The following is an 18,384-nucleotide window of genomic DNA, read 5'->3' on the forward strand; positions in this document are numbered from 1 at the left end:
CCGCCATGATCAGGCGATGCAGACCGACAGCAGGGCGGAAGAGCTGGTCCGGGCGGCGGAGACCGGCGAGGTGGCCCTGGTGGCCCAACTCCTCGGCGACGGCGTGCCGGCCGACGCCTACGGGGCGGAGAAGCGCACGGCCCTGGACCTCGCGGTACGCCACGGCCACGTGGAGGTGGTCCGTCTCCTGGTCGCGGCGGGCGCCGATCCGGAACAGCGAGCCGGCGAGTGGGGCGAGTTGAACGTCCTGACCCAGGCGGCGATGTTCAGCAGGACGGACATCGCGCGCGTCCTGCTCGACGCCGGCGCGCACCCGGACGCCCGGGGCCGGATCGGCTTTCCGCTCCTGCTGGCCTCCACCTCCACCGACCCGGGCCCGACCTGCCCGGAGCTCGTGGACCTGCTGCTGGACCGGGGGGCCGACATCGGCCTGCGGCTGAGGGACCTCACCAGCCTGGAGTGGGCCGTCTGGTTCCGGCTGCCGGACATGGTGCGTCAGCTGCTCGGCCGGGGCGCGGACCCTTCCGCCCACGCCCTCGATCTCGCCCATGAGCGGATGGGGCGCTGTCCGGAGGCCCGGCAGGACTACGAACACATCATCGAGGCGCTGCGCGCGGCCGGCGCCCCTGCGAGGACGGGCCCGTGATCCGCGACCTGTACAACGTCCGCCCCGTGGGGCCCCGACCGGGCCCCACGCCGCTGACGCCCGATGAGGAACAGCGGGTCAGGGGCACCCTGTTCACCGAGCTGGGCAACGCGATCGCCGATCGCGGCTGGACGCGCTTTCCCGCGTACAGCCCCGAGGAGCGGCGGCGGCTCGTCACCGTCGGGCGCATGCTGAGCGAGCACTGGGGCAGCCCCGTCACCGTCGAGGCCGAGGACGCGTGCTCCATGCGGCTCTCCCTGGCGGGCCACGCCCTGAGCACCTGACGCCGGGGCACCTCGCCATCCGTCACCCGTCGTCGATCGCGCCGACCACGCGCCGGAGCTCCCGGGCCCCGCGCGGCGACAGTGCCCCCATCACCGTCCCGAGGAGCTCCCGCGCCTCCAGCGGGTCACCGCAGCAGTCCCAGTGGCCGCTGCCCAGCTCGTGCTCGCGCCACAGCACGCGCGGCGACTGCCGCCTGTGCCGCTTCCACGTACGCACGGCCTGACCGACCGCACCGGGCGTGAGGTAGTTGCGGCTCAGCTCCAGGCGGGTGATCTCGGCGAGCGTGCGTGAGGAGAGCCCGTCGATGACGGTGCTCGTGCCGTCGGGCCGGCGCCCGTACGCCCGGCCCCTGCGGTGGTGTCCTGACCGGCTACGCGGCATGGACCTTTCGGTTCGTCGTCATGGCGGCCATGGTGCCATGCGCACACGCGTGCGTACCGGTCATTTTCCGGCGCCCCGACTGATGTGCGGAGCACCTGCCGGGCCGCCGGCCTGGCGTAGAGAGTGTCCGCGAGCCCGGCGGCGTCACCGCTGAGAAGCTGCTGCCATGGCCCCTCTGCCCCGGATCGCCCCCATGCTCGCCACCCCCGGCCGCCTGCCGTCGCCCGCCGTCGACGAGCAGTGGGCGTACGAGGTGAAGCAGGACGGCCAGCGAGCCATGGTCTATCTGCCGGGGGACGGATCGGTCGAGCTGCTGGCCAGGTCCGGGGCCGACATCACCCCCGCGTATCCGGAACTGGCCGCGCTCGGGCCCGCGCTCGGCGGCGTACCGGCGGTGCTGGACGGCGAGATCGTCGCGCTGGACGACCAGGGGCGCAGCGACTTCCAGCGGCTGCAGTCGCGGATGGGGCTCTCCGGGTCTCCCGCGAAGGCCGCCCGCATGGCGCAGCGGGTACCGGCGCACCTGATGCTGTTCGACGCGGTGTTCCTGCGCGGGCGGGACCTCGTACCGCTGCCCTACGCGGAGCGTCGGGCGGCACTGGAAGGGCTCGGGCTGAACGGGCGGCGCTGGTCGACGCCCTCGGTGGTCGTGGGACACGGCGAGGAGGCCCTCGCCATGACCCGGGAGGCCGGTCTCGAGGGCGTGATCGCGAAGCGGCTGACCTCGGTGTACGAGCCGGGGGTCCGCGCCCGTACGTGGATCAAGATCCGCCATGCCCGCACGCTGGACGTGATCGTCGGCGGCTGGGTGCCCGGGCGCGGCCGGCTGGGCGGCCTGCCGGGGGCGCTGCTGGTCGGCGAGCGGCACCCGGGCGGCCTGCGCTACGCGGGCAGCGTCGGGACGGGATGGAGCGACGCCGAGCGGACCGGACTCGCCGAGCTGCTCCGGGTCGCCGCGGTCGACACCTGCCCCTTCGACGAGACGCCACCTGTGGCCGGGGCGCGCTGGGTGCTGCCTCGGCTGGTCGGCGAGGTGCGGTACTCGACGCGGACGAAGACGGGGAAGCTGCGCCAGCCCTCCTGGCACCGGCTACGCCCGGACCTGGCGCCCGACGACATCGGGTGACGGGCCGGGCCGCCGCCCGATGCCGTCGGGCGACGGCGCCGCTCAGGATGCCGTGCGCTTCTTCGCCGCCGTCTTCCTCGCGGGCTGCTTCTTGGCCGCCGTCTTCTTGGAGGCCGCCTTCTTCGCCGCCGGGGCGGCCTTCTTCCGGGCGCGGGACGTGCCGGGTATCATCTCGTGCACCGTCGCGTCCTCGCCCCGCGTCTCCTTGGCGGCCTTCACCGAGGCGTTCAGCGCGGCCATCAGATCCATGACCTTCCCCGGCTCCTCCTCCTCTTCCCCTGCCGCCGCCGGGAGCGCCTTGCCCTCCGACTTGGCCGCGAGCAGCTCCTCCAGGGCCTCCCGGTAGCGGTCACGGAAGCCGGAGATGTCGTCCAGGGCCATGCTGTCGGTGAGCTGCACGGCGCGTTCGATCTCGTCCTCGTCCAACTCCGTCTCCCGGGGGGCGAGGGACGCCGGGTCGCGGATCTCGTCCGGCCAGCGCATCGAGTGCAGCACGATCGCGTCGTCCCGCACCCGCAGCAGGCCCAGCCGCTCACGGTTGTGCCAGGCGAACTTCGCCACGGCGACCTTGTCGCTGCGCTCCAGCGCCTTCCGCAGCAGGGCGTACGGCTTGGCCGCGACCTGGCCGTCGACCGCGAGGTAGTAGCTGTCGCTGATCCGTACGGGGTCGATGCTGTCGGCCTCGACGAACGCGACGATCTCGATGGCCTTCGCCGTCGGCAGCGGCATCCGGTCGAGTTCCTCGTCGGTGACGGGCACGGTCCGGTCCTTGGCGACCTCGTACCCCTTGCCGATCTCGTCCTGCGAGAGGACCTTGCCGTCGATCTCGCACACCTTGCGGGTGCGGATCCGGCCCATGTCCTCCTGGTGGTACTGGTGGAAGGAGATCGAGTGGTTCTCGGTGGCGGAGACCACCTTGATCGGGATCGTGACGAGCCCGAAGCTGATCGCTCCTGTCCACAGGGGCCGCGGCATCCAGTACCTCCATACCCCCCTGACGGCTTGGCCGGGAGGCGGACCGGAGCGCCTGGAAGGGAGACCGGCCCGAGAGGGCCGAGGCGCGGCCGGGCCACCGCCCGTAATGCCGATCCTCGCGCCCCCGCCCCCGGACCGCATGTGGATCACCGGGGCCGGCGGGGGGTCAGCCGCGCGGCAGGTCCGTCTCGCCGACCACCTCGTCCTCGCTCATCTCACCGGTCCTGCGGAAACCGAGCCGGAGATAGAACTCCTCGGGGCCGTGCTCCCCCTGCCCCCAGGTCACCGTCACACGCTTCTGTCCGCGCCGGAGGATCTCCTCGCAGACGGCGTCCACGGCGAAGCGCCCGTACCCCTTGCCCTGCTCGTCCGCGGCGACGGCCAGCCGCCAGAGTCCGGAGCGGAGCCGGTTCCCGGGATCGGCGGGGCCCCCGAGCCCGAACCGTACGTCGAAGAAACCCATCACGAAGGCGACGAGCCGGTCACCGTCGTAGACCAGCCGGGGCCAGGCCCTGTCCGGATCGGCGTACGCCTCGGCCAGCGACTGCGCGACCGGGGAGACGAACCGTTCCTGCTCGGGTGCGACCTTCAGCCGGCACGCGTCGAGGACGTTGTCCGGGGTCACCTTTTCCAGGCGGAGCTGCGCAGTCATACGCGCACCGTACGGGCGCGCCGGGGCGCCGGGCCACCGGATTCCCGCCCCGGCCCGGCGCGGAACCACCAGGCGGCGGGGCCGTCCTCGTCCGCAGGTGCGCGCCGCCGTCACCGGCACCCGGGCCATGGTCTGAACCGCCTCCTGGGAGGCCGCCCGCGGGAGCCCGGGCATCCGGCGAGCTCTCCACATGCTCTCCACATTTTCATCACGTTTTCGCCACCCTTTCGTGGAAGCCGACGCGCCGCCCGTCCGCCGCTGCGAGCATCGCCCTTCCGCTGCACAGCAGCACGGAAGCGCCTTGGGGGGCACATGAACACACACGTGACGAACGGCAGGCTCAGAATGTCGGCGGGGGCCGCGGTCCTGGCACTGGCCCTGGCGGGCTGCGGGGGCGAGAACGGCGGCACGGGGCAGGACGCGAAGCCCGCGGCGGCGTCCGCGTCACCCTCCGCCGAGCGGGCGCTCGCGCTCGCCGACGACACGGCGGGCACGGAGGCCGGCCAGGAGATCGTGATCGACGCACTGGCCAACGACCTCGTGACACTGGAGGACGGCACCGACGGCGAGTTCCTGGAGACCTACGAGCCCGCCGAGTTCACCCTCACCGCACAGAGCCCGACCCCGCACGGGACCGTCACGGTCGAGGGGAACGCGCTCGCCTACACCCCCACGGACGGATACGCCGGCGAGGACGAGTTCACGTACGAGGTCGCGGTGAAGGGGAAGGGGAAGGGGAAGGGGAAGGGCCCGGCGGACGGCAGCGCCGTCGTACGGATCACCGTCTCCGAGCCCACCCCGTCCCCGACGCCCACACCCACCCCGAAGCCGACGCCGACGGTCGCACCGAAGCCGAAGGCGAAGGCCACCAAGCCGGCCGAACCCTCCGTGTACTACGAGAACTGCGATGCCGCACGGGCCGCCGGCGCGGCCCCCGTCCGGCGGGGCGACCCCGGCTACGCCGCCCACCTGGACCGGGACGACGACGGAGTCGGCTGCGAGCCGTACGGGTCGTCAGGCGGCGGCTCGACGGGCGGCAGTTCGAGCGGGGGCTCCACCAGCGGCGGCTCCAGCGGGGGCTCCAGCGGTGGCGGCGACGTCTCGTACGCCAACTGCACCGCCGTACGCGCCGCGGGGGCCGCCCCCATCCACCGCGGGGACCCCGGGTACGGCTCCCACCTCGACCGCGACGGCGACGGCGTCGCCTGCGAGTAGTCCGCTCCCCCGCCACCATCCCAGCAGCCGCCTCCAGATCCCTTCGGAGGCGGCTGCTCTTTTCCAATCTGCTTCAAGCAGGCTATAAATGAGCAACTTCGAGCACCATTCGCCTGGGTTCACGCAGCCCGCATCCGCGAAGGACGCCCATGCCGCTCATATCCACCGGTGTCATCACGCACGGCGCCCGGACCGGCGCGACCGGCGTCGGGGCCTTCAACGTCGTGCAGATCGAGCACGCGCAGGCCATCGCGAGCGGGGCGGAGGCCGCCGGGCTGCCGGTGATCCTCCAGGTCAGCGAGAACACCGCCCGCTACCACGGCGCCCTCGAACCGATCGGGCTCGCCTCGCTCGCCGTCGCCCGAGCCGCGGGCGTGCCGGTCTCCGTGCACCTGGACCACGCCGAGTCGGCCGAGCTGGTGCGCGAGGCGGTCCGGCTCGGCTTCACCTCCGTCATGTTCGACGCGTCGGCGCTCCCGTACGCCGACAACGTCGCGGCGACCCGCGAGATCACCGCCTACTGCCACAGCCACGGCGTCTGGGTGGAGGCGGAGCTCGGCGAGATCGGCGGCAAGGACGGGGCGCACGCCCCCGGCGTGCGTACGGACCCCGACGAGGCCCGTGCGTTCGTGGAGGCCACTGCCGTCGACGCGCTCGCCGTGGCAGTCGGCAGTTCGCACGCGATGCTGACCCGCGACGCCGTCCTCGACTTCGCGCTCATCTCCAGGCTGCGTGACGCGGTGGGGGTCCCGCTCGTCCTGCACGGCTCCTCGGGTGTCGGCGACACGGGTCTCGCGGCGGCGGTCGGCGCCGGCATGACGAAGGTCAACATCTCCACGCACCTGAACAAGCTGTTCACCCGGGCCGTCCGCGGCTATCTGGACACCCACGCCGAGGCCGCCGACCCCCGTGCCTACCTCGGCCCGGCACGCGACGCGGTCGCCGCGGAGGTGGCACGCCTGCTGGGGGTCCTGGCGCGGCCCGGGCGATAGGCTTGTGAGCTGCGAGCGAGGAGGATCCGGTGGCGGCACACACACGGTGGACCCGGCTGCTGGAGATCCTCAGCGACCAGGGCCATCTCGACGTACTCGAAGCCGCCGAACAGCTCGGCTGTTCCGCCGCCACCGTCCGCCGCGACCTGGACGAGCTCGCCCGGCAGAACCTGCTGACCCGCACCCGGGGCGGCGCGGTGGTGAGCGCCGTCGCCTATGACCTGCCGCTGCGCTACAAGGCGGCCCGCAGGGCCGACGAGAAGCAGCGCATCGCGAAGGCCGCGGCCGAGCTGATCCCGACGGGCTCCACCGTCGGCCTCAACGGCGGCACGACGACCTCCGAGGTGGCCAGGGAGCTGGCGCTGCGGCCGGAGCCGTCGGGCGGGGGCGTGGCACTGACCGTGGTCACCAACGCGATCAACATCGCCAACGAGCTGGCGGTCCGCCCCCAGGTGAAGATCGTCGTCACCGGCGGGGTGGCCAGGCCGAATTCGTACGAACTCGTGGGCCCCCTGGTCGACTCGGTCCTGCGCGGCCTCGCGCTCGACTACACGATCCTCGGCGTGGACGCCGTGCACGCCCGGTTCGGCGCGGCCACGCACGACGAGTCCGAGGCCGGAGCCAACCGCGCCCTCGCCGAGTGCGCGGGCACCGTGATCGTCGCCGCCGACTCCTCCAAGCTCGGCCGCCGGGCCTTCGCCCAGGTGTGCGAGACGAGCGCGGTGTCGGTGCTGGTCACGGACCGGGACGCACCCGAGGACGTCGTCGAGGAGTTCACCGCCCTGGGGATCGACGTCCTGCGGGTGTGACCCGGCAGGTCCGCGGCAACGACCGCCGCGCACACCACCAGCAGCACTCAGCGGCTCCGCTCACCCACATTTGCATATACATACAATCGAGTGCATACTCTTCCTATGTCTAAGGTTCTCACCTCCCTGCCCACCGGCGAGCGCGTCGGCATCGCTTTCTCGGGCGGCCTCGACACCTCGGTCGCGGTCGCGTGGATGCGCGACAAGGGTGCCGTCCCGTGCACCTACACCGCCGACATCGGCCAGTACGACGAGCCCGACATCGCGTCGGTGCCCGGCCGCGCGAAGGCCTACGGCGCCGAGATCGCGCGCCTGGTCGACTGCCGTGCGGCACTGGTCGAGGAGGGCCTGGCAGCGCTCGCCTGCGGCGCGTTCCACATCCGCTCGGGCGGGCGTGCCTACTTCAACACGACGCCGCTCGGCCGCGCCGTCACCGGCACCCTGCTGGTCCGGGCGATGCTCGAGGACGACGTGCAGATCTGGGGCGACGGCTCCACCTTCAAGGGCAACGACATCGAGCGGTTCTACCGCTACGGCCTCCTCGCCAACCCGCACCTGCGCATCTACAAGCCGTGGCTCGACGCCGACTTCGTCACCGAGCTCGGCGGCCGCAAGGAGATGTCGGAGTGGCTGGTCGCCCACAACCTGCCCTACCGCGACAGCACGGAGAAGGCGTACTCCACCGACGCCAACATCTGGGGCGCCACCCACGAGGCGAAGACGCTGGAGCACCTCGACACCGGTGTGGAGACCGTCGACCCGATCATGGGCGTCCGGTTCTGGGACCCCTCGGTCGAGATCGCCACCGAGGACGTCACCATCGGCTTCGACCAGGGCCGCCCGGTGACGATCAACGGCAAGACGTTCGGCACGCCGGTCGACCTGGTGATGGAGGCCAACGCGGTCGGCGGCCGTCACGGCCTGGGCATGTCGGACCAGATCGAGAACCGCATCATCGAGGCGAAGAGCCGCGGCATCTACGAGGCGCCCGGCCTGGCCCTCCTGCACGCGGCGTACGAGCGCCTCGTCAACGCGATCCACAACGAGGACACCCTCGCCCACTACCACAACGAGGGCCGGCGCCTCGGCCGGCTGATGTACGAGGGCCGCTGGCTGGACCCGCAGGCCCTGATGGTCCGCGAGTCGCTGCAGCGCTGGGTCGGCTCGGCCGTCACCGGCGAGGTGACGCTGCGGCTGCGGCGTGGCGAGGACTACTCGATCATCAACACCACCGGCCCCGCCTTCAGCTACCACCCGGACAAGCTGTCGATGGAGCGCACCGAGGACTCGGCGTTCGGCCCCGTGGACCGCATCGGCCAGCTCACCATGCGCAACCTCGACATCGCGGACTCGCGCGCCAGGCTCGAACAGTTCGCCGGCCTCGGCCTCGTCGGCACCACCCAGCCCTCGCTGATCGGCGCCGCGCAGGCGGCGGCGACCGGCCTGATCGGCGCCATGTCCGAGGGCGGCGCGCAGGCCATCGCCTCGCGCGGCGAGGTCTCCCACGACGACGAGCTGCTGGACCGCGCCGCGATGGAGTCCGGCACCGACTGACGTCCCGGCCCGTCGGCCGACCGGCTGACGGGCCGCCCGCACCGGGACCTTATCCTCGGATTCCCGGCGGTCACGCCGGCGAGAACGCAGGAAAGCGAAGGTGGCGGCAATGGCGAAGGTCCCGGCAGCGGCAGTGGCGGCGGGCGGACTCGTCGGCGGGTACGGAATCGCCCGCTGGACCAAGAAGCGCCCGCTGGGCGGCGTCGCGCTGGCCGCCGCAGGCTCGGTGGCGGCGTACGAGTGGAACCGTCAGGCCGGGTCCCGGGCGGCCACCGCCTTGACCGTCGCCTACGTCGCCGCGTTCGCCGGCTCGCACCCCCTGGCCAAGAAGCTCGGCGCCTGGCCCGCGGTGTTCACCGTGGCGGGCGGTGTCGCCGCCGCGTCATGGGCGGTCACCCGACGCGGCGACCGGTAGACCCACCGGGCCTCGTCCAGGGCGCGCGGCGCCTTCCGGAAGAAAGTCCGGCCCCGGGGATTGAACACGGGCGCCGCGGGGTGCGTACTGAAGAGCAACTCCCCGCGTGACCCGGGGGCGTGCCCGTACGACAGGACGGGCACGTCTCCGGTCAGCCTCCCAGCGCGTGTGACACCGAATAGATCGCCAGGCCGGCCAGCGCACCCACCACGGTGCCGTTGATCCGGATGAACTGCAGGTCACGGCCGATGTGCGCCTCGATCTTCTTCGACGTCTGGTCCGCGTCCCAGCCGGCCACCGTGTCGCTGATCAGCGACGTGATCTCCGTGCGGTACGTCGTGACGACATACGCCGCCGCGTCCTCCAGCCAGCCCTCCAGCTTCGCCTGCAGCCGCTCGTCCGTGGAGAGCCTGGCGCCCAGGGAGATCAGCGAGGCCCGGGCCCGCATCCGCAGCTCGCTCCGCTCGTCCTCGGCCGCCGCGATGATCATCGTACGGACGGAGGACCAGGCGGAGGCGATGACGTCCTGGACCTCGCCGCGCCCCAGGATCTCCGACTTCAGCCGCTCCACCCGGGCCCGGGTGTCGCTGTCGGTCTGGAGGTCGGCCGCGAAGTCCGTCAGGAACGTGTCGATCGAGCCGCGCGCCGGATGGCCCGGCATGTCACGCATCTCCGTGACGAAACGCAGCAGCTCCTTGTAGACCCGCTCCCCCACCCGCTTGTCGACGAACCGGGGCGTCCAGCCGGGCGCCCCGCCCTGGACCGCGTCCATCACGGATTCACCGTGCAGGACCAGCCAGTCGTGCGCCCGCACGCAGACGAGGTCGACGACCCTGCGGTGACCACCGTCCTGGACGACCTTCTCCAGCATCTTCCCTATGCCAGGACCCACTTCCGCCGCGTCCGCCCGCCGGGTGATCGCCTCCCCGACGACCGCCTGCACATCGGAGTCCCGCAGCACGGTCAGCGCACCACGCAGCGCGGTGGCCAGCTCGGCGGTGACCCGGTCCGCGTGCTCCGGCTCCGCCAGCCACGATCCGAGCCTCTTACCGACCCCCAGAGCGTGAATTCGGTCACGAACGACGTCCCCGGAGAGAAAATTCTCGCCCACGAAGGAACCGAGTGACTCCCCCAACTGGTCCTTCTTGGTGGGAATGATGGCGGTGTGGGGGATGGGCAGGCCGAGCGGACGCCGGAACAGCGCCGTGACGGCGAACCAGTCCGCCAGCGCACCGACCATCCCCGCCTCGGCGGCCGCCGCGACGTAGCCCGGCCAGCCGCCCACACCCGCGTTCTCCGCCCAGGTGGCGAGGACGTACACGAGCGCGACGAGCAGGAGGAGACCCGTGGCGGTGGTCTTCATCCGGCGCACACCGCGCCGCTTCTCCTCGTCGGCGGCGGTGTACGCGAACCCGCCCAACCCCGTTCCGCGACCCTCCGCCCCGGATGCCGTTCCCTGTCCCGCGTCCTGTTCCATCCGCTCCACCTGTCCGCGTACACGTCACCCAGTGCCGTACGCATTGTCCCTACCTCACCTACTCCCGGGCCGCACGTCGAGTTCCCCACGGCTTGCCGCATCATGAAAGCGACCCGAACACCGGGCCGGACACCGCAAGGAGAACCACCACAGATGCCCAGGCGCCAGGGGTATGCCCTGCTCATCGCCCTCGTAGCAGGCACCGTCGCGCTCGCCGCCGCCGTCGCGTTCGGCACGTCGCTGATCGCCGGGAAGCGTCAGGAACCGCTGAGCGCGTCCCAGAGCCACACGGCGGCCCGCAATCCCGCCGCACCGGCCAACTCCCTCGGCACCTGGGTCGCCACCTGGACCGCGGCCCCCGTCAGCGCGGAGCCGAATGCCGCACAGGGCTACCCCGGCAGCACCATCCGCAACATCGTGCACACCAGCGTCGGTGGGGACGCCGCACGCATAACGCTGTCCAACCTCTTCGGCGCCGCACCGCTCGTCATCGACCAGGCCACCGTCAACACCCGCCCGGTGACCTTCCGCGGCCGGCCCACCGTCACCGTCGCCGCCGGCCTCCAGGTCGTCAGCGACCCGGTCGTGGTGCCCGTGGCCCCGGACGCCGATCTGGAGGTCACCCTCCGCACTCCGTCCGCCGGCGGGCCCGTCACCCAGCACCCCAACGCGCACCAGACGTCCTACCTGGCCGACAGCCGGGGCACCTGGAGCACCACCCGGTGGCGCTACCTCACCGCCGTCGACGTCCGCAACGAGGCGTCCCCCGGCGCGATCGTCGTCCTCGGCGACTCCCTCACGGCGGGCAGCGGCTCCACCACCGACGCCAACACCCGCTGGCCGGACGTCCTCTCCGACCGGCTGCGGCACGCCTACGGCATCGCCAACCAGGGGATAGCCGGCAACCGACTCCTGCGCGACAGCCCGCTCACGGTGGACGGCGTCAAGAACGTCGGCGGCCTGAGCGGAGCCCACCGCTTCGAGCGCGACGTCCTGTCCGTCGCAGGAGCGAAGACCGTGATCATCGCCCTCGGCATCAACGACGTACAGCAGTACCCCCAGGAGGCCGACCCCCAGCGCATCACGGCCGGGCTCCGCGCCCTCGCCGAGCGCGCACACGCCCAGGGGCTGCGGGTCGTCGGGGCGACACTGACGCCCTTCCAGGGCTACTCCACCTGGTCACCCGAGAGCAACAGCGTGCGCCTGGCCGTCAACAGGGAGATCCGCTCCGGCCGGATCTTCGACGCGTTCATCGACTTCGACCGCGCCGTACGTGACCCCTACGCGCCCAACCGGATCCTGCCCGAGTACGACTCCGGGGACCGGCTGCACTTCAACGACGCCGGCTACCGCGCCCTGGGCCACGCGATCGACCTCGGCGCCGTGGACGGGACACCGAAGGCCGACACCTTCTGAGCTCAGCCGAGCTCCTTGCGCCCGTCCCCGGCCTCCGGCTTCCGCAGGCGGTTCCCCTCCGCCTCCCTGCGCCGCTGCCGCTGCGCCTTGGTCCACTTACGCGTCACACCCACCCCGCCCATCAGAGCGAACCCGGTCACCCGCACCCGCGGGGCACCCGGTTCCGGTTCGCCCGCGTCCTTCGTCTGCTCGTCGAAACCGCCCATGAAACCGAGGCCGTTGACGTGCACGTCCACATTCGGCGGAACCTTCACGTCGATCCCGCCCATGACCGCGAAGCAACGGATCACGACCTCGCGGTCCTCGAAGTTCGCCTCGCGCAGATCGATGTCGCCGCCGCCCCACACCGCGACCGCGGTGAACACCCGTCCCACCGTCCACCGGCCCTTGCGGCCGAACCCGCTCCAGAAGGCGAACGCCCCCGTCGACGTCGCGGGGCCGCCGATCCTCCGCGACCAGTCCACGGACGTGGAGGCGGACGACCCGTGAGCCGCGACGGGCGGCAGACCGGCCACCGGCGCCACGGTCGTACCCGGCACCGGCAGATCGCGTACGAGCGGCACCAACTCCCCGTGCGTACGCGCCTTGAACGTCGCGTCGAGCCGCTGCTCGAACTCGTCCATCTCCAGCCGGCCCTCGGCCACGGCCTCCCGCAGGGTCTCCGCGACCCGCTCACGTTCCGCGTCGGAGGCACGCATGTCCGGGTTTTCACTTGTCATACCGGCACCCTATAGAGCGATCGAGGGACGGGCCTAGACAGCAGAATCCGACACGTACATCTTCGCGATCACCGACTCGATGTCCGGCTCCCGCACCGACAGATCCACCAGCGGATAGTCCGCCGCGATCCGCGCCACCAGCGGCGCGGCCGACGCCGCGGCCGGGAACGCCAGCCACTGCCGGGGCCCCTCCACCTTCACCACCCGCACCGAGGGCTCACCCAGCTCGACCGGCGGCAGCTCCCTCTCCAGATCCACGACGAGCGTGCGCTCGCTCTCCCCCACCTCGTGCAGCCCGGCGAGCGCACCGTCGTACACCAGCCGGCCGTGGTCGATGACCATCACCCGCTTGCACAGCTGCTCGATGTCGGTCAGATCGTGCGTGGTCAGCAGCACCGTCGTGGAACGCTCCGCGTTCAGGTCCCGCAGGAAACCCCGCACCTTCGCCTTGGAAACCACGTCCAGCCCGATCGTGGGCTCGTCCAGATACAGCACCTCGGGATCGTGCAGCAGCGCCGCCGCGATATCGCCCCGCATCCGCTGCCCCAACGACAGCTGACGCACCGGGACCTCCAACAGCGCGCCCAGATCCAGGAGTTCCACACAGCGGTCCAGATTCTCCCGGTAACGGCTGTCCGGGATCCGGTACATCCGGTGCATCAGCCGGTACGAGTCACGCAACGGCAGGTCCCACCACAGCGTCGTACGCTGCCCGAACACCACACCCATCCGGTGCGCCAGCTTCGTACGCTCCCGGCTCGGGTCGATCCCCGCCACCCGCAGCCGGCCGCCACTCGGCGTCAGGATGCCCGTCAGCATCTTGATCGTCGTCGACTTGCCCGCGCCGTTCGGGCCGATGTAGCCGACCATCTCACCGCGCGGCACCCGGAAGCTGATCCCGTCCACCGCCCGCACCTCACGCCGCTCACGGCGCATGAAGCCCGTCTTACGGCGCACGTCGAAGACCTTCTCGACGCCGTCCAGCTCGATGAAGTCCATGTCGTCCACGCCCACTCCTCAGCTTCCCGTGCTGCGGTACGACCGCAGCCCCACACGCCACGCCAGTCCCGCAAGCACCCAGCACCCCGCCGCCACCACCGGAGGCAGGAACGCCACCCACCCCGGCAGATCCAGCGGATAGTCCCGCCCCAGCACGTACAGAGCCGGCAGCCAGCTCACGAACGCCAGCGGCACCACGAACGTCACCCCGCGCACCAGGTCCTTCGCGAACACCGTCGGCGGGTACTGCAGCATCGTCGTCCCCCCGTACGTGAACGCGTTCTGCACCTCGGACGCGTCCTGGGCGTAGAACTGGAAGGCCGCCCCCACCACGAACACCGCCCCGAAGATCGCCGCCCCGCTCAGCACCATCAGCGGCAGCATCACCACCTTGAGTGGCGACCAGTCGATGTCCAGCGTTCCCAGCGCGTAACCCAGCACCAGCAGGCCCTGCGTGATCCGCCCCAGCCTGCGCAGCGCGAACCGGTCAGCCGCCACCTGCGCCAGCACCGGCACGGGCCGCACCAGCAGCGTGTCCAGCGTCCCGTCCCGCACCCGCCGCCCCAGCCGGTCCATCGACCCCAGCACCAGATCGGACAGCCCGAACGCGGTCGCCGACGTCCCGTACAGCAACGCGACCTCCGGCAGGGTGAAACCGCCCAGCACGTCGACGTGCGCGAACATCAGCATGATCGTGACGAAGTCGAACGCCGTCGACACGAAGTTCCCGACGGTCGTCATCACGAACGACGCGCGGTACGCCATCGTCGATCGCAGCCACATCGCCACGATCAGCCCGTACGCCCGCACCCCCTCGACCAGCGGGGACCGCTCGGCGAACACGGGCTCCGGCTCCGGCTCCGGCTCCACGGCCGCGACACGCTCCACCCGGACCTCAGCCACCCTGGACCACCACCCTCCTGGTCGCCACCGACTGCAGGAGCCTCCCCGCCAGCAGCAGCACCACCGCCCAGCCGGCCTGGAAGGCGTACGCCCGCACGACGTCCCATCCCGCGTACTTGCCGAGGAACACATCGGCAGGGACCTGGAGCAGCGACGACCACGGCAAGGCGCGGGCCAGCTCCCCGAGCCAGCCGGGGAACAGCGTCAGCGGCAGCATCATCCCCGAGAAGAACAACCCGGCCAGCCAGGCCATCTGCATCGCGCCCGCCCCGTCCATCAGCCAGAACGCCGACAGCGCCACCAGGAAGCGCACCGCGAAGCTCACCACGACGCCCAGGGCCACCGACACGAGGAAGGCCAGCCAGGTCCACCCGGAACCCGGCAGCGCCAGATCGAAGGCGAGCGCCCCCAACGCCATCGGCACGACCCCGCGCCCCAGCAGATGGAACGCCGCCCGGCCCAGATCCCCCGCCAGCCACCACAGCTGCAGATCGGCGGGCCGGTACAGATCGACCGCGATGTCACCCGTACGGATGCGCTCCATGAGCTCGTCCTCGAAGCCGCCGCCCATCATCGCGCAGGCCATCAGCAGGGCCTGACCCAGCCACACATAGGTCAGCGCCTGCGACATGTCGTAGCCACCCAGCTGGGGCCTCTCGTCCCACAGGGCGATGTAGGTGTACGCCATGATGAAACCGAAGACGGTGTTGGTGAACACCCCCGCGAACGTCGCCACCCGATAGGTGGCATACCGCCGGAAGCCACCGGCCGCCACCACGGCATAGAGCCGCACCTCGCCCCCCTCAATCCGCCAAAGCGCCCGAGCCTAGGCCACGGCGTTCGGCCGCCGCGACCCCATTTCCACGGAGGGATCCGAGGGTTATCCGCCCGAAAAGTGCACTATAGGAAAATCATCCGCAGTCGAGGAGCCTCCACAGTCATGAGCCAAGAGCCACCGCAGCACGGCGGAGACCCTGGTCAGCAGGGCCCCGAGGGCTGGGCCCCCCGAGACGCCTCGGCCGCGGCCCCCACCCCCGACTCCCCTCACCCGAACGGCGCACAGGACCCCAAGGGGCGCAAAAAACACCCCAAGCGGCCCAAACGCACCGGCTGGCGCCGCGCCCTCCCCACCTGGCGCATGACCCTCGGCGGCGTACTGCTCCTCGCACTGCTCCTCGTAGGCGGATTCATCGCCGGCTACCAGCTCATCGACATCCCCGCCGCCAACGCCGCCGCGACCGCACAAGCCAACGTCTACGTCTACGCGGACGGAAAGACCGTCATCGCCCGCGACGGAGAGATCAACCGCGAGAAGATCCCGCTGGACCGCATCCCCCCCACCATCCAGCACGCCGTACTCGCCGCCGAGGACCGGGACTTCTACTCCGAGGACGCCATCGACATCAAGGCCACCCTCCGCGCCGGCTGGAACACCGTCACCGGCAAGGGCAGACAGGGCGGCTCCACCATCACTCAGCAGTACGTCAAGAACTACTACCTCGGCCAGGAACAGACCGTCATCCGCAAGGCCAAGGAATTCTTCATCTCCATCAAGCTCGACCGCGAGCAGAGCAAGGACGAGATCCTCGAGGGCTACCTCAACACCAGCTACTTCGGCCGCAACGCCTACGGCATCCAGGCCGCCTCCCACGCCTACTACGGCAAGGACGTCGAAGACCTCGACACCGGCGAAGGCGCCTACCTCGCCTCCCTGCTCAACGCCCCCAGCTCGTACGACGTCGTCGCCCACCCCGAGAACAAACAAGCCGTCCTCGCCCGCTGGGACTACGTACTCGACGGCATGGTCAAGCACGACTGGCTCAGCGAAGCCGACCGCGAGGCGATGACCTTCCCCGTCCCCGACGAGGCCAAGCCCGCCACCGCGCTCTCCGGCCAGCGCGGCTACATCGTCCAGGCGGTCGAGGACTACCTCACCAGTAACAAGATCATCGACGCGGACACCCTCGCCACCGGCGGCTACCGCATCACCACCACACTCCAGAAGAAGAAGCAGGACGCCCTCGTCGAAGCCGTCGACGAGAACGTCCTCTCCAAGACCAGCGACGAACGCGAAGCCGACCGCAACGTCCGCGCCGGCGGCGCCTCCATCGACCCCGCCACCGGCCACGTCGTCGCCCTCTACGGCGGCGTCGACTACACGAAGCAGTACGTCAACAACGCCACCCGCCGCGACTACCAGGTCGGGTCCACCTTCAAGCCGTTCGTCCTCGCCGCCGCCCTCGCCAACGGATCCACCACCCAGAAGCACCGCGCCATCACCCCCAACACCCGCTACGACGGCACCAACAAACGCACCGTCCAGAGCGCCGCCGGCTCCACCGGCTACTCCCCCGCCAACGAGGACGACGTCGACTACGGCTCCATCACCGTCCGCGAGGCCACCGACAAATCCGTCAACGCCGTCTACGCCCAGATGGCCCAGGACGTCGGCCCCCAAGAGGTCAAGGACACCGCCGTCGCCCTCGGCATCCCCAAGGACACCCCCGACCTCACGGCCTCCCCCTCCATCGCACTCGGCCCCGCCACCGCCAGCGCCGTCGACATGGCCTCGGCCTACGCCACCCTCGCCGACCACGGTAAGCAGCGCCCCCACACGCTCGTCGCAAAGATCAGCAAGGACGGCACCGCACTGGACCTGCCCGCCAGGAACGCCCGGCAGGCCATCAGCCGCGAAGCCGCCGACACCACCACCTCCGTCCTGCGGAGCGTCGTCGACGGCGGCACCGGCACCGCCGCCCTGGGCGCCGGCCGCCCCGCGGCCGGCAAGACGGGCACCGCCGAGGAGGACAGGGCCGCCTGGTTCGCCGGCTACACCCCCGACCTCGCCACCGTCATCGCCGTCATGGGCCAGGACCCCAGGACCGGCGTACAGAAACCCCTCTACGGCGCACTCGGCCTCGCCCGCATGAACGGCGGCGGCGCCCCCGCCCAGACCTGGGCCGACTACACCCGGGCCGCACTCGAAGGCAGCGAGGTGAAGGGCTTCGAGCTCCACGCCGACGAAGGCCCCGAGGAGCCCGACCCGGAGGAGAGCGGGGAGAGCGAGGACACCGAGGACACCGAGGAAGCCGGAGGCACCGACGAACCCGGCACCGGGGACCCCCGCAAGAAGCGGGACAGCGCCCGCTCCCGCACCCCGGACGCCCCCTCGGGAGCGTCACGGGCCCCACGGGCACACCGCACCGCCGCCCCCGCCGCCGCGCCCTCCCACGTCCCCGCGGACGAAGGCACCGACCGGGGCCCCGCCACGCAGGAACCCGACACCCGGCAGCAGCAGCCCGGCATCCGGCCCGCCCAGCCCGCCTCCGGCCTCCCCGTCGCCCAACGCGAAAGGGGCGGGCAGGGCCACAACGGCCCCACCCGCCCCTGAACACTCAGTGCCCGGACGTCGCCTTCAGGCCCACCACAGCCACCAGCAGCAGACAGACGAAGAAGATTCGGGCGGCCGTCACCGGCTCATTCAGCACCACCATGCCCAGCACCGCCGCACCGGCCGCACCGATCCCCACCCACACGCCGTACGCCGTACCGATCGGCAGCGTCTTCGCCGCCTGCGACAGCAGCATCATGCTGGCCACGATCCCCACGCCCGTGAACACACTGGGCCACAGCCGGGTGAACCCCTCGGTGTACTTCATCCCGATCGACCAGCCCACTTCCAGCAGACCGGCCACGATCAACAGAACCCACGCCACGACAGAACCTCCACGACGAAACACGCGAACAACACGGGTGCGTCGTCTTTGCGGAAACCCGGTACGGCGCGTCTCGTCGGGATCACTCCAGCCTAGCAAAAAAC

General features: G+C 71.3%; 19 protein-coding genes and 1 riboswitch. Of the genes, 10 read left to right on the plus strand and 9 right to left on the minus strand.

What is annotated here, in order from left to right; all coding sequences use genetic code 11:
• The first annotated feature begins 16 nt into the window (after positions 1–16).
• On the plus strand, positions 17–646 hold the full coding sequence (locus tag ACZ32T_RS05700; RefSeq protein ID WP_467263136.1) for an ankyrin repeat domain-containing protein: 630 nt from the start codon (positions 17–19) through the stop codon (positions 644–646).
• On the plus strand, positions 643–930 hold the full coding sequence (locus ACZ32T_RS05705) for a hypothetical protein (RefSeq protein WP_467365520.1): 288 nt from the start codon (positions 643–645) through the stop codon (positions 928–930). Before ACZ32T_RS05700 ends, ACZ32T_RS05705 begins: the two co-directional genes overlap by 4 nt.
• Positions 931–952: 22 nt before the next feature.
• Here ACZ32T_RS05705 and ACZ32T_RS05710 read toward each other — a convergent pair whose 3' ends face one another.
• Positions 953–1,312, minus strand: coding sequence for a hypothetical protein (locus ACZ32T_RS05710; protein WP_467365521.1), 360 nt, complete (start codon positions 1,310–1,312; stop codon positions 953–955).
• Positions 1,313–1,478: 166 nt separating this feature from the next.
• On the opposite strand from ACZ32T_RS05710, the gene ligD reads away from it, so the two are divergent.
• The gene (gene ligD, locus ACZ32T_RS05715; RefSeq protein ID WP_467365522.1) at positions 1,479–2,438 is read left to right on the plus strand and encodes a non-homologous end-joining DNA ligase; all 960 of its coding nucleotides are present in this window, start codon (positions 1,479–1,481) and stop codon (positions 2,436–2,438) included.
• A gap of 42 nt (positions 2,439–2,480) precedes the next feature.
• On the opposite strand, the gene ku is transcribed toward ligD, so the two are convergent.
• On the minus strand, positions 2,481–3,413 hold the full coding sequence (gene ku, locus ACZ32T_RS05720; RefSeq protein ID WP_467365525.1) for a non-homologous end joining protein Ku: 933 nt from the start codon (positions 3,411–3,413) through the stop codon (positions 2,481–2,483).
• Between the two features lie 166 nt (positions 3,414–3,579).
• Positions 3,580–4,065: a GNAT family N-acetyltransferase gene (locus tag ACZ32T_RS05725; RefSeq protein WP_467365527.1), complete on the minus strand. Its 486-nt coding sequence runs from the start codon at positions 4,063–4,065 to the stop codon at positions 3,580–3,582.
• A 312-nt stretch (positions 4,066–4,377) separates the two neighbouring features.
• Here ACZ32T_RS05725 and ACZ32T_RS05730 point away from each other — a divergent pair, with 312 nt between their 5' ends.
• The 5 genes from ACZ32T_RS05730 (at position 4,378) to ACZ32T_RS05750 (ending at position 9,050) form a co-directional block, all read left to right on the plus strand.
• Positions 4,378–5,280, plus strand: coding sequence for an excalibur calcium-binding domain-containing protein (locus tag ACZ32T_RS05730; RefSeq protein ID WP_467365529.1), 903 nt, complete (start codon positions 4,378–4,380; stop codon positions 5,278–5,280).
• Between the two features lie 149 nt (positions 5,281–5,429).
• Entirely contained in the window at positions 5,430–6,272 is an 843-nt protein-coding gene (locus ACZ32T_RS05735) for a class II fructose-bisphosphate aldolase (protein ID WP_467263151.1), read from the plus strand.
• A gap of 29 nt (positions 6,273–6,301) precedes the next feature.
• On the plus strand, positions 6,302–7,081 hold the full coding sequence (locus tag ACZ32T_RS05740) for a DeoR/GlpR family DNA-binding transcription regulator (protein WP_467263153.1): 780 nt from the start codon (positions 6,302–6,304) through the stop codon (positions 7,079–7,081).
• Between the two features lie 105 nt (positions 7,082–7,186).
• The gene (argG, locus tag ACZ32T_RS05745; RefSeq protein ID WP_467365531.1) at positions 7,187–8,635 is read left to right on the plus strand and encodes an argininosuccinate synthase; all 1,449 of its coding nucleotides are present in this window, start codon (positions 7,187–7,189) and stop codon (positions 8,633–8,635) included.
• Positions 8,636–8,744: 109 nt separating this feature from the next.
• Positions 8,745–9,050 (plus strand): hypothetical protein, encoded by a 306-nt coding sequence (locus tag ACZ32T_RS05750; protein WP_467263157.1) that lies wholly within the window; start codon positions 8,745–8,747, stop codon positions 9,048–9,050.
• 151 nt (positions 9,051–9,201) lie between these two features.
• Here ACZ32T_RS05750 and ACZ32T_RS05755 read toward each other — a convergent pair whose 3' ends face one another.
• The gene (locus ACZ32T_RS05755) at positions 9,202–10,527 is read right to left on the minus strand and encodes a DUF445 domain-containing protein (protein WP_467263159.1); all 1,326 of its coding nucleotides are present in this window, start codon (positions 10,525–10,527) and stop codon (positions 9,202–9,204) included.
• A gap of 153 nt (positions 10,528–10,680) precedes the next feature.
• Here ACZ32T_RS05755 and ACZ32T_RS05760 point away from each other — a divergent pair, with 153 nt between their 5' ends.
• Positions 10,681–11,943, plus strand: a complete 1,263-nt coding sequence (locus tag ACZ32T_RS05760; protein WP_467365532.1) for an SGNH/GDSL hydrolase family protein — start codon at positions 10,681–10,683, stop codon at positions 11,941–11,943.
• Between the two features lie 2 nt (positions 11,944–11,945).
• Here the strand turns inward: ACZ32T_RS05760 and ACZ32T_RS05765 are convergent, their stop codons facing one another.
• From ACZ32T_RS05765 to ACZ32T_RS05780, 4 genes are read right to left on the minus strand one after another with little or no spacing between them, the layout of a single operon-like run.
• Positions 11,946–12,641: a DUF1707 SHOCT-like domain-containing protein gene (locus ACZ32T_RS05765; protein WP_467263408.1), complete on the minus strand. Its 696-nt coding sequence runs from the start codon at positions 12,639–12,641 to the stop codon at positions 11,946–11,948.
• A gap of 54 nt (positions 12,642–12,695) precedes the next feature.
• A complete protein-coding gene (locus ACZ32T_RS05770; RefSeq protein WP_467263411.1) occupies positions 12,696–13,661 on the minus strand; it encodes an ABC transporter ATP-binding protein in 966 nt (321 codons plus the stop codon).
• An 18-nt stretch (positions 13,662–13,679) separates the two neighbouring features.
• Positions 13,680–14,564: an ABC transporter permease gene (locus tag ACZ32T_RS05775; protein ID WP_467365534.1), complete on the minus strand. Its 885-nt coding sequence runs from the start codon at positions 14,562–14,564 to the stop codon at positions 13,680–13,682.
• Positions 14,557–15,357, minus strand: coding sequence for an ABC transporter permease (locus ACZ32T_RS05780; protein ID WP_467365536.1), 801 nt, complete (start codon positions 15,355–15,357; stop codon positions 14,557–14,559). Before ACZ32T_RS05780 ends, ACZ32T_RS05775 begins: the two co-directional genes overlap by 8 nt.
• Positions 15,358–15,504: 147 nt before the next feature.
• On the opposite strand from ACZ32T_RS05780, the gene ACZ32T_RS05785 reads away from it, so the two are divergent.
• On the plus strand, positions 15,505–17,955 hold the full coding sequence (locus ACZ32T_RS05785) for a transglycosylase domain-containing protein (RefSeq protein WP_467365538.1): 2,451 nt from the start codon (positions 15,505–15,507) through the stop codon (positions 17,953–17,955).
• A gap of 4 nt (positions 17,956–17,959) precedes the next feature.
• Here the strand turns inward: ACZ32T_RS05785 and ACZ32T_RS05790 are convergent, their stop codons facing one another.
• On the minus strand, positions 17,960–18,280 hold the full coding sequence (locus ACZ32T_RS05790; RefSeq protein ID WP_384452507.1) for a DMT family transporter: 321 nt from the start codon (positions 18,278–18,280) through the stop codon (positions 17,960–17,962).
• A gap of 36 nt (positions 18,281–18,316) precedes the next feature.
• Positions 18,317–18,383: riboswitch (guanidine-III (ykkC-III) riboswitch) on the minus strand.
• Between the last annotated feature and the right edge of the window lies 1 nt (position 18,384).

This window comes from Streptomyces sp. NPDC023573 (assembly GCF_055559735.1).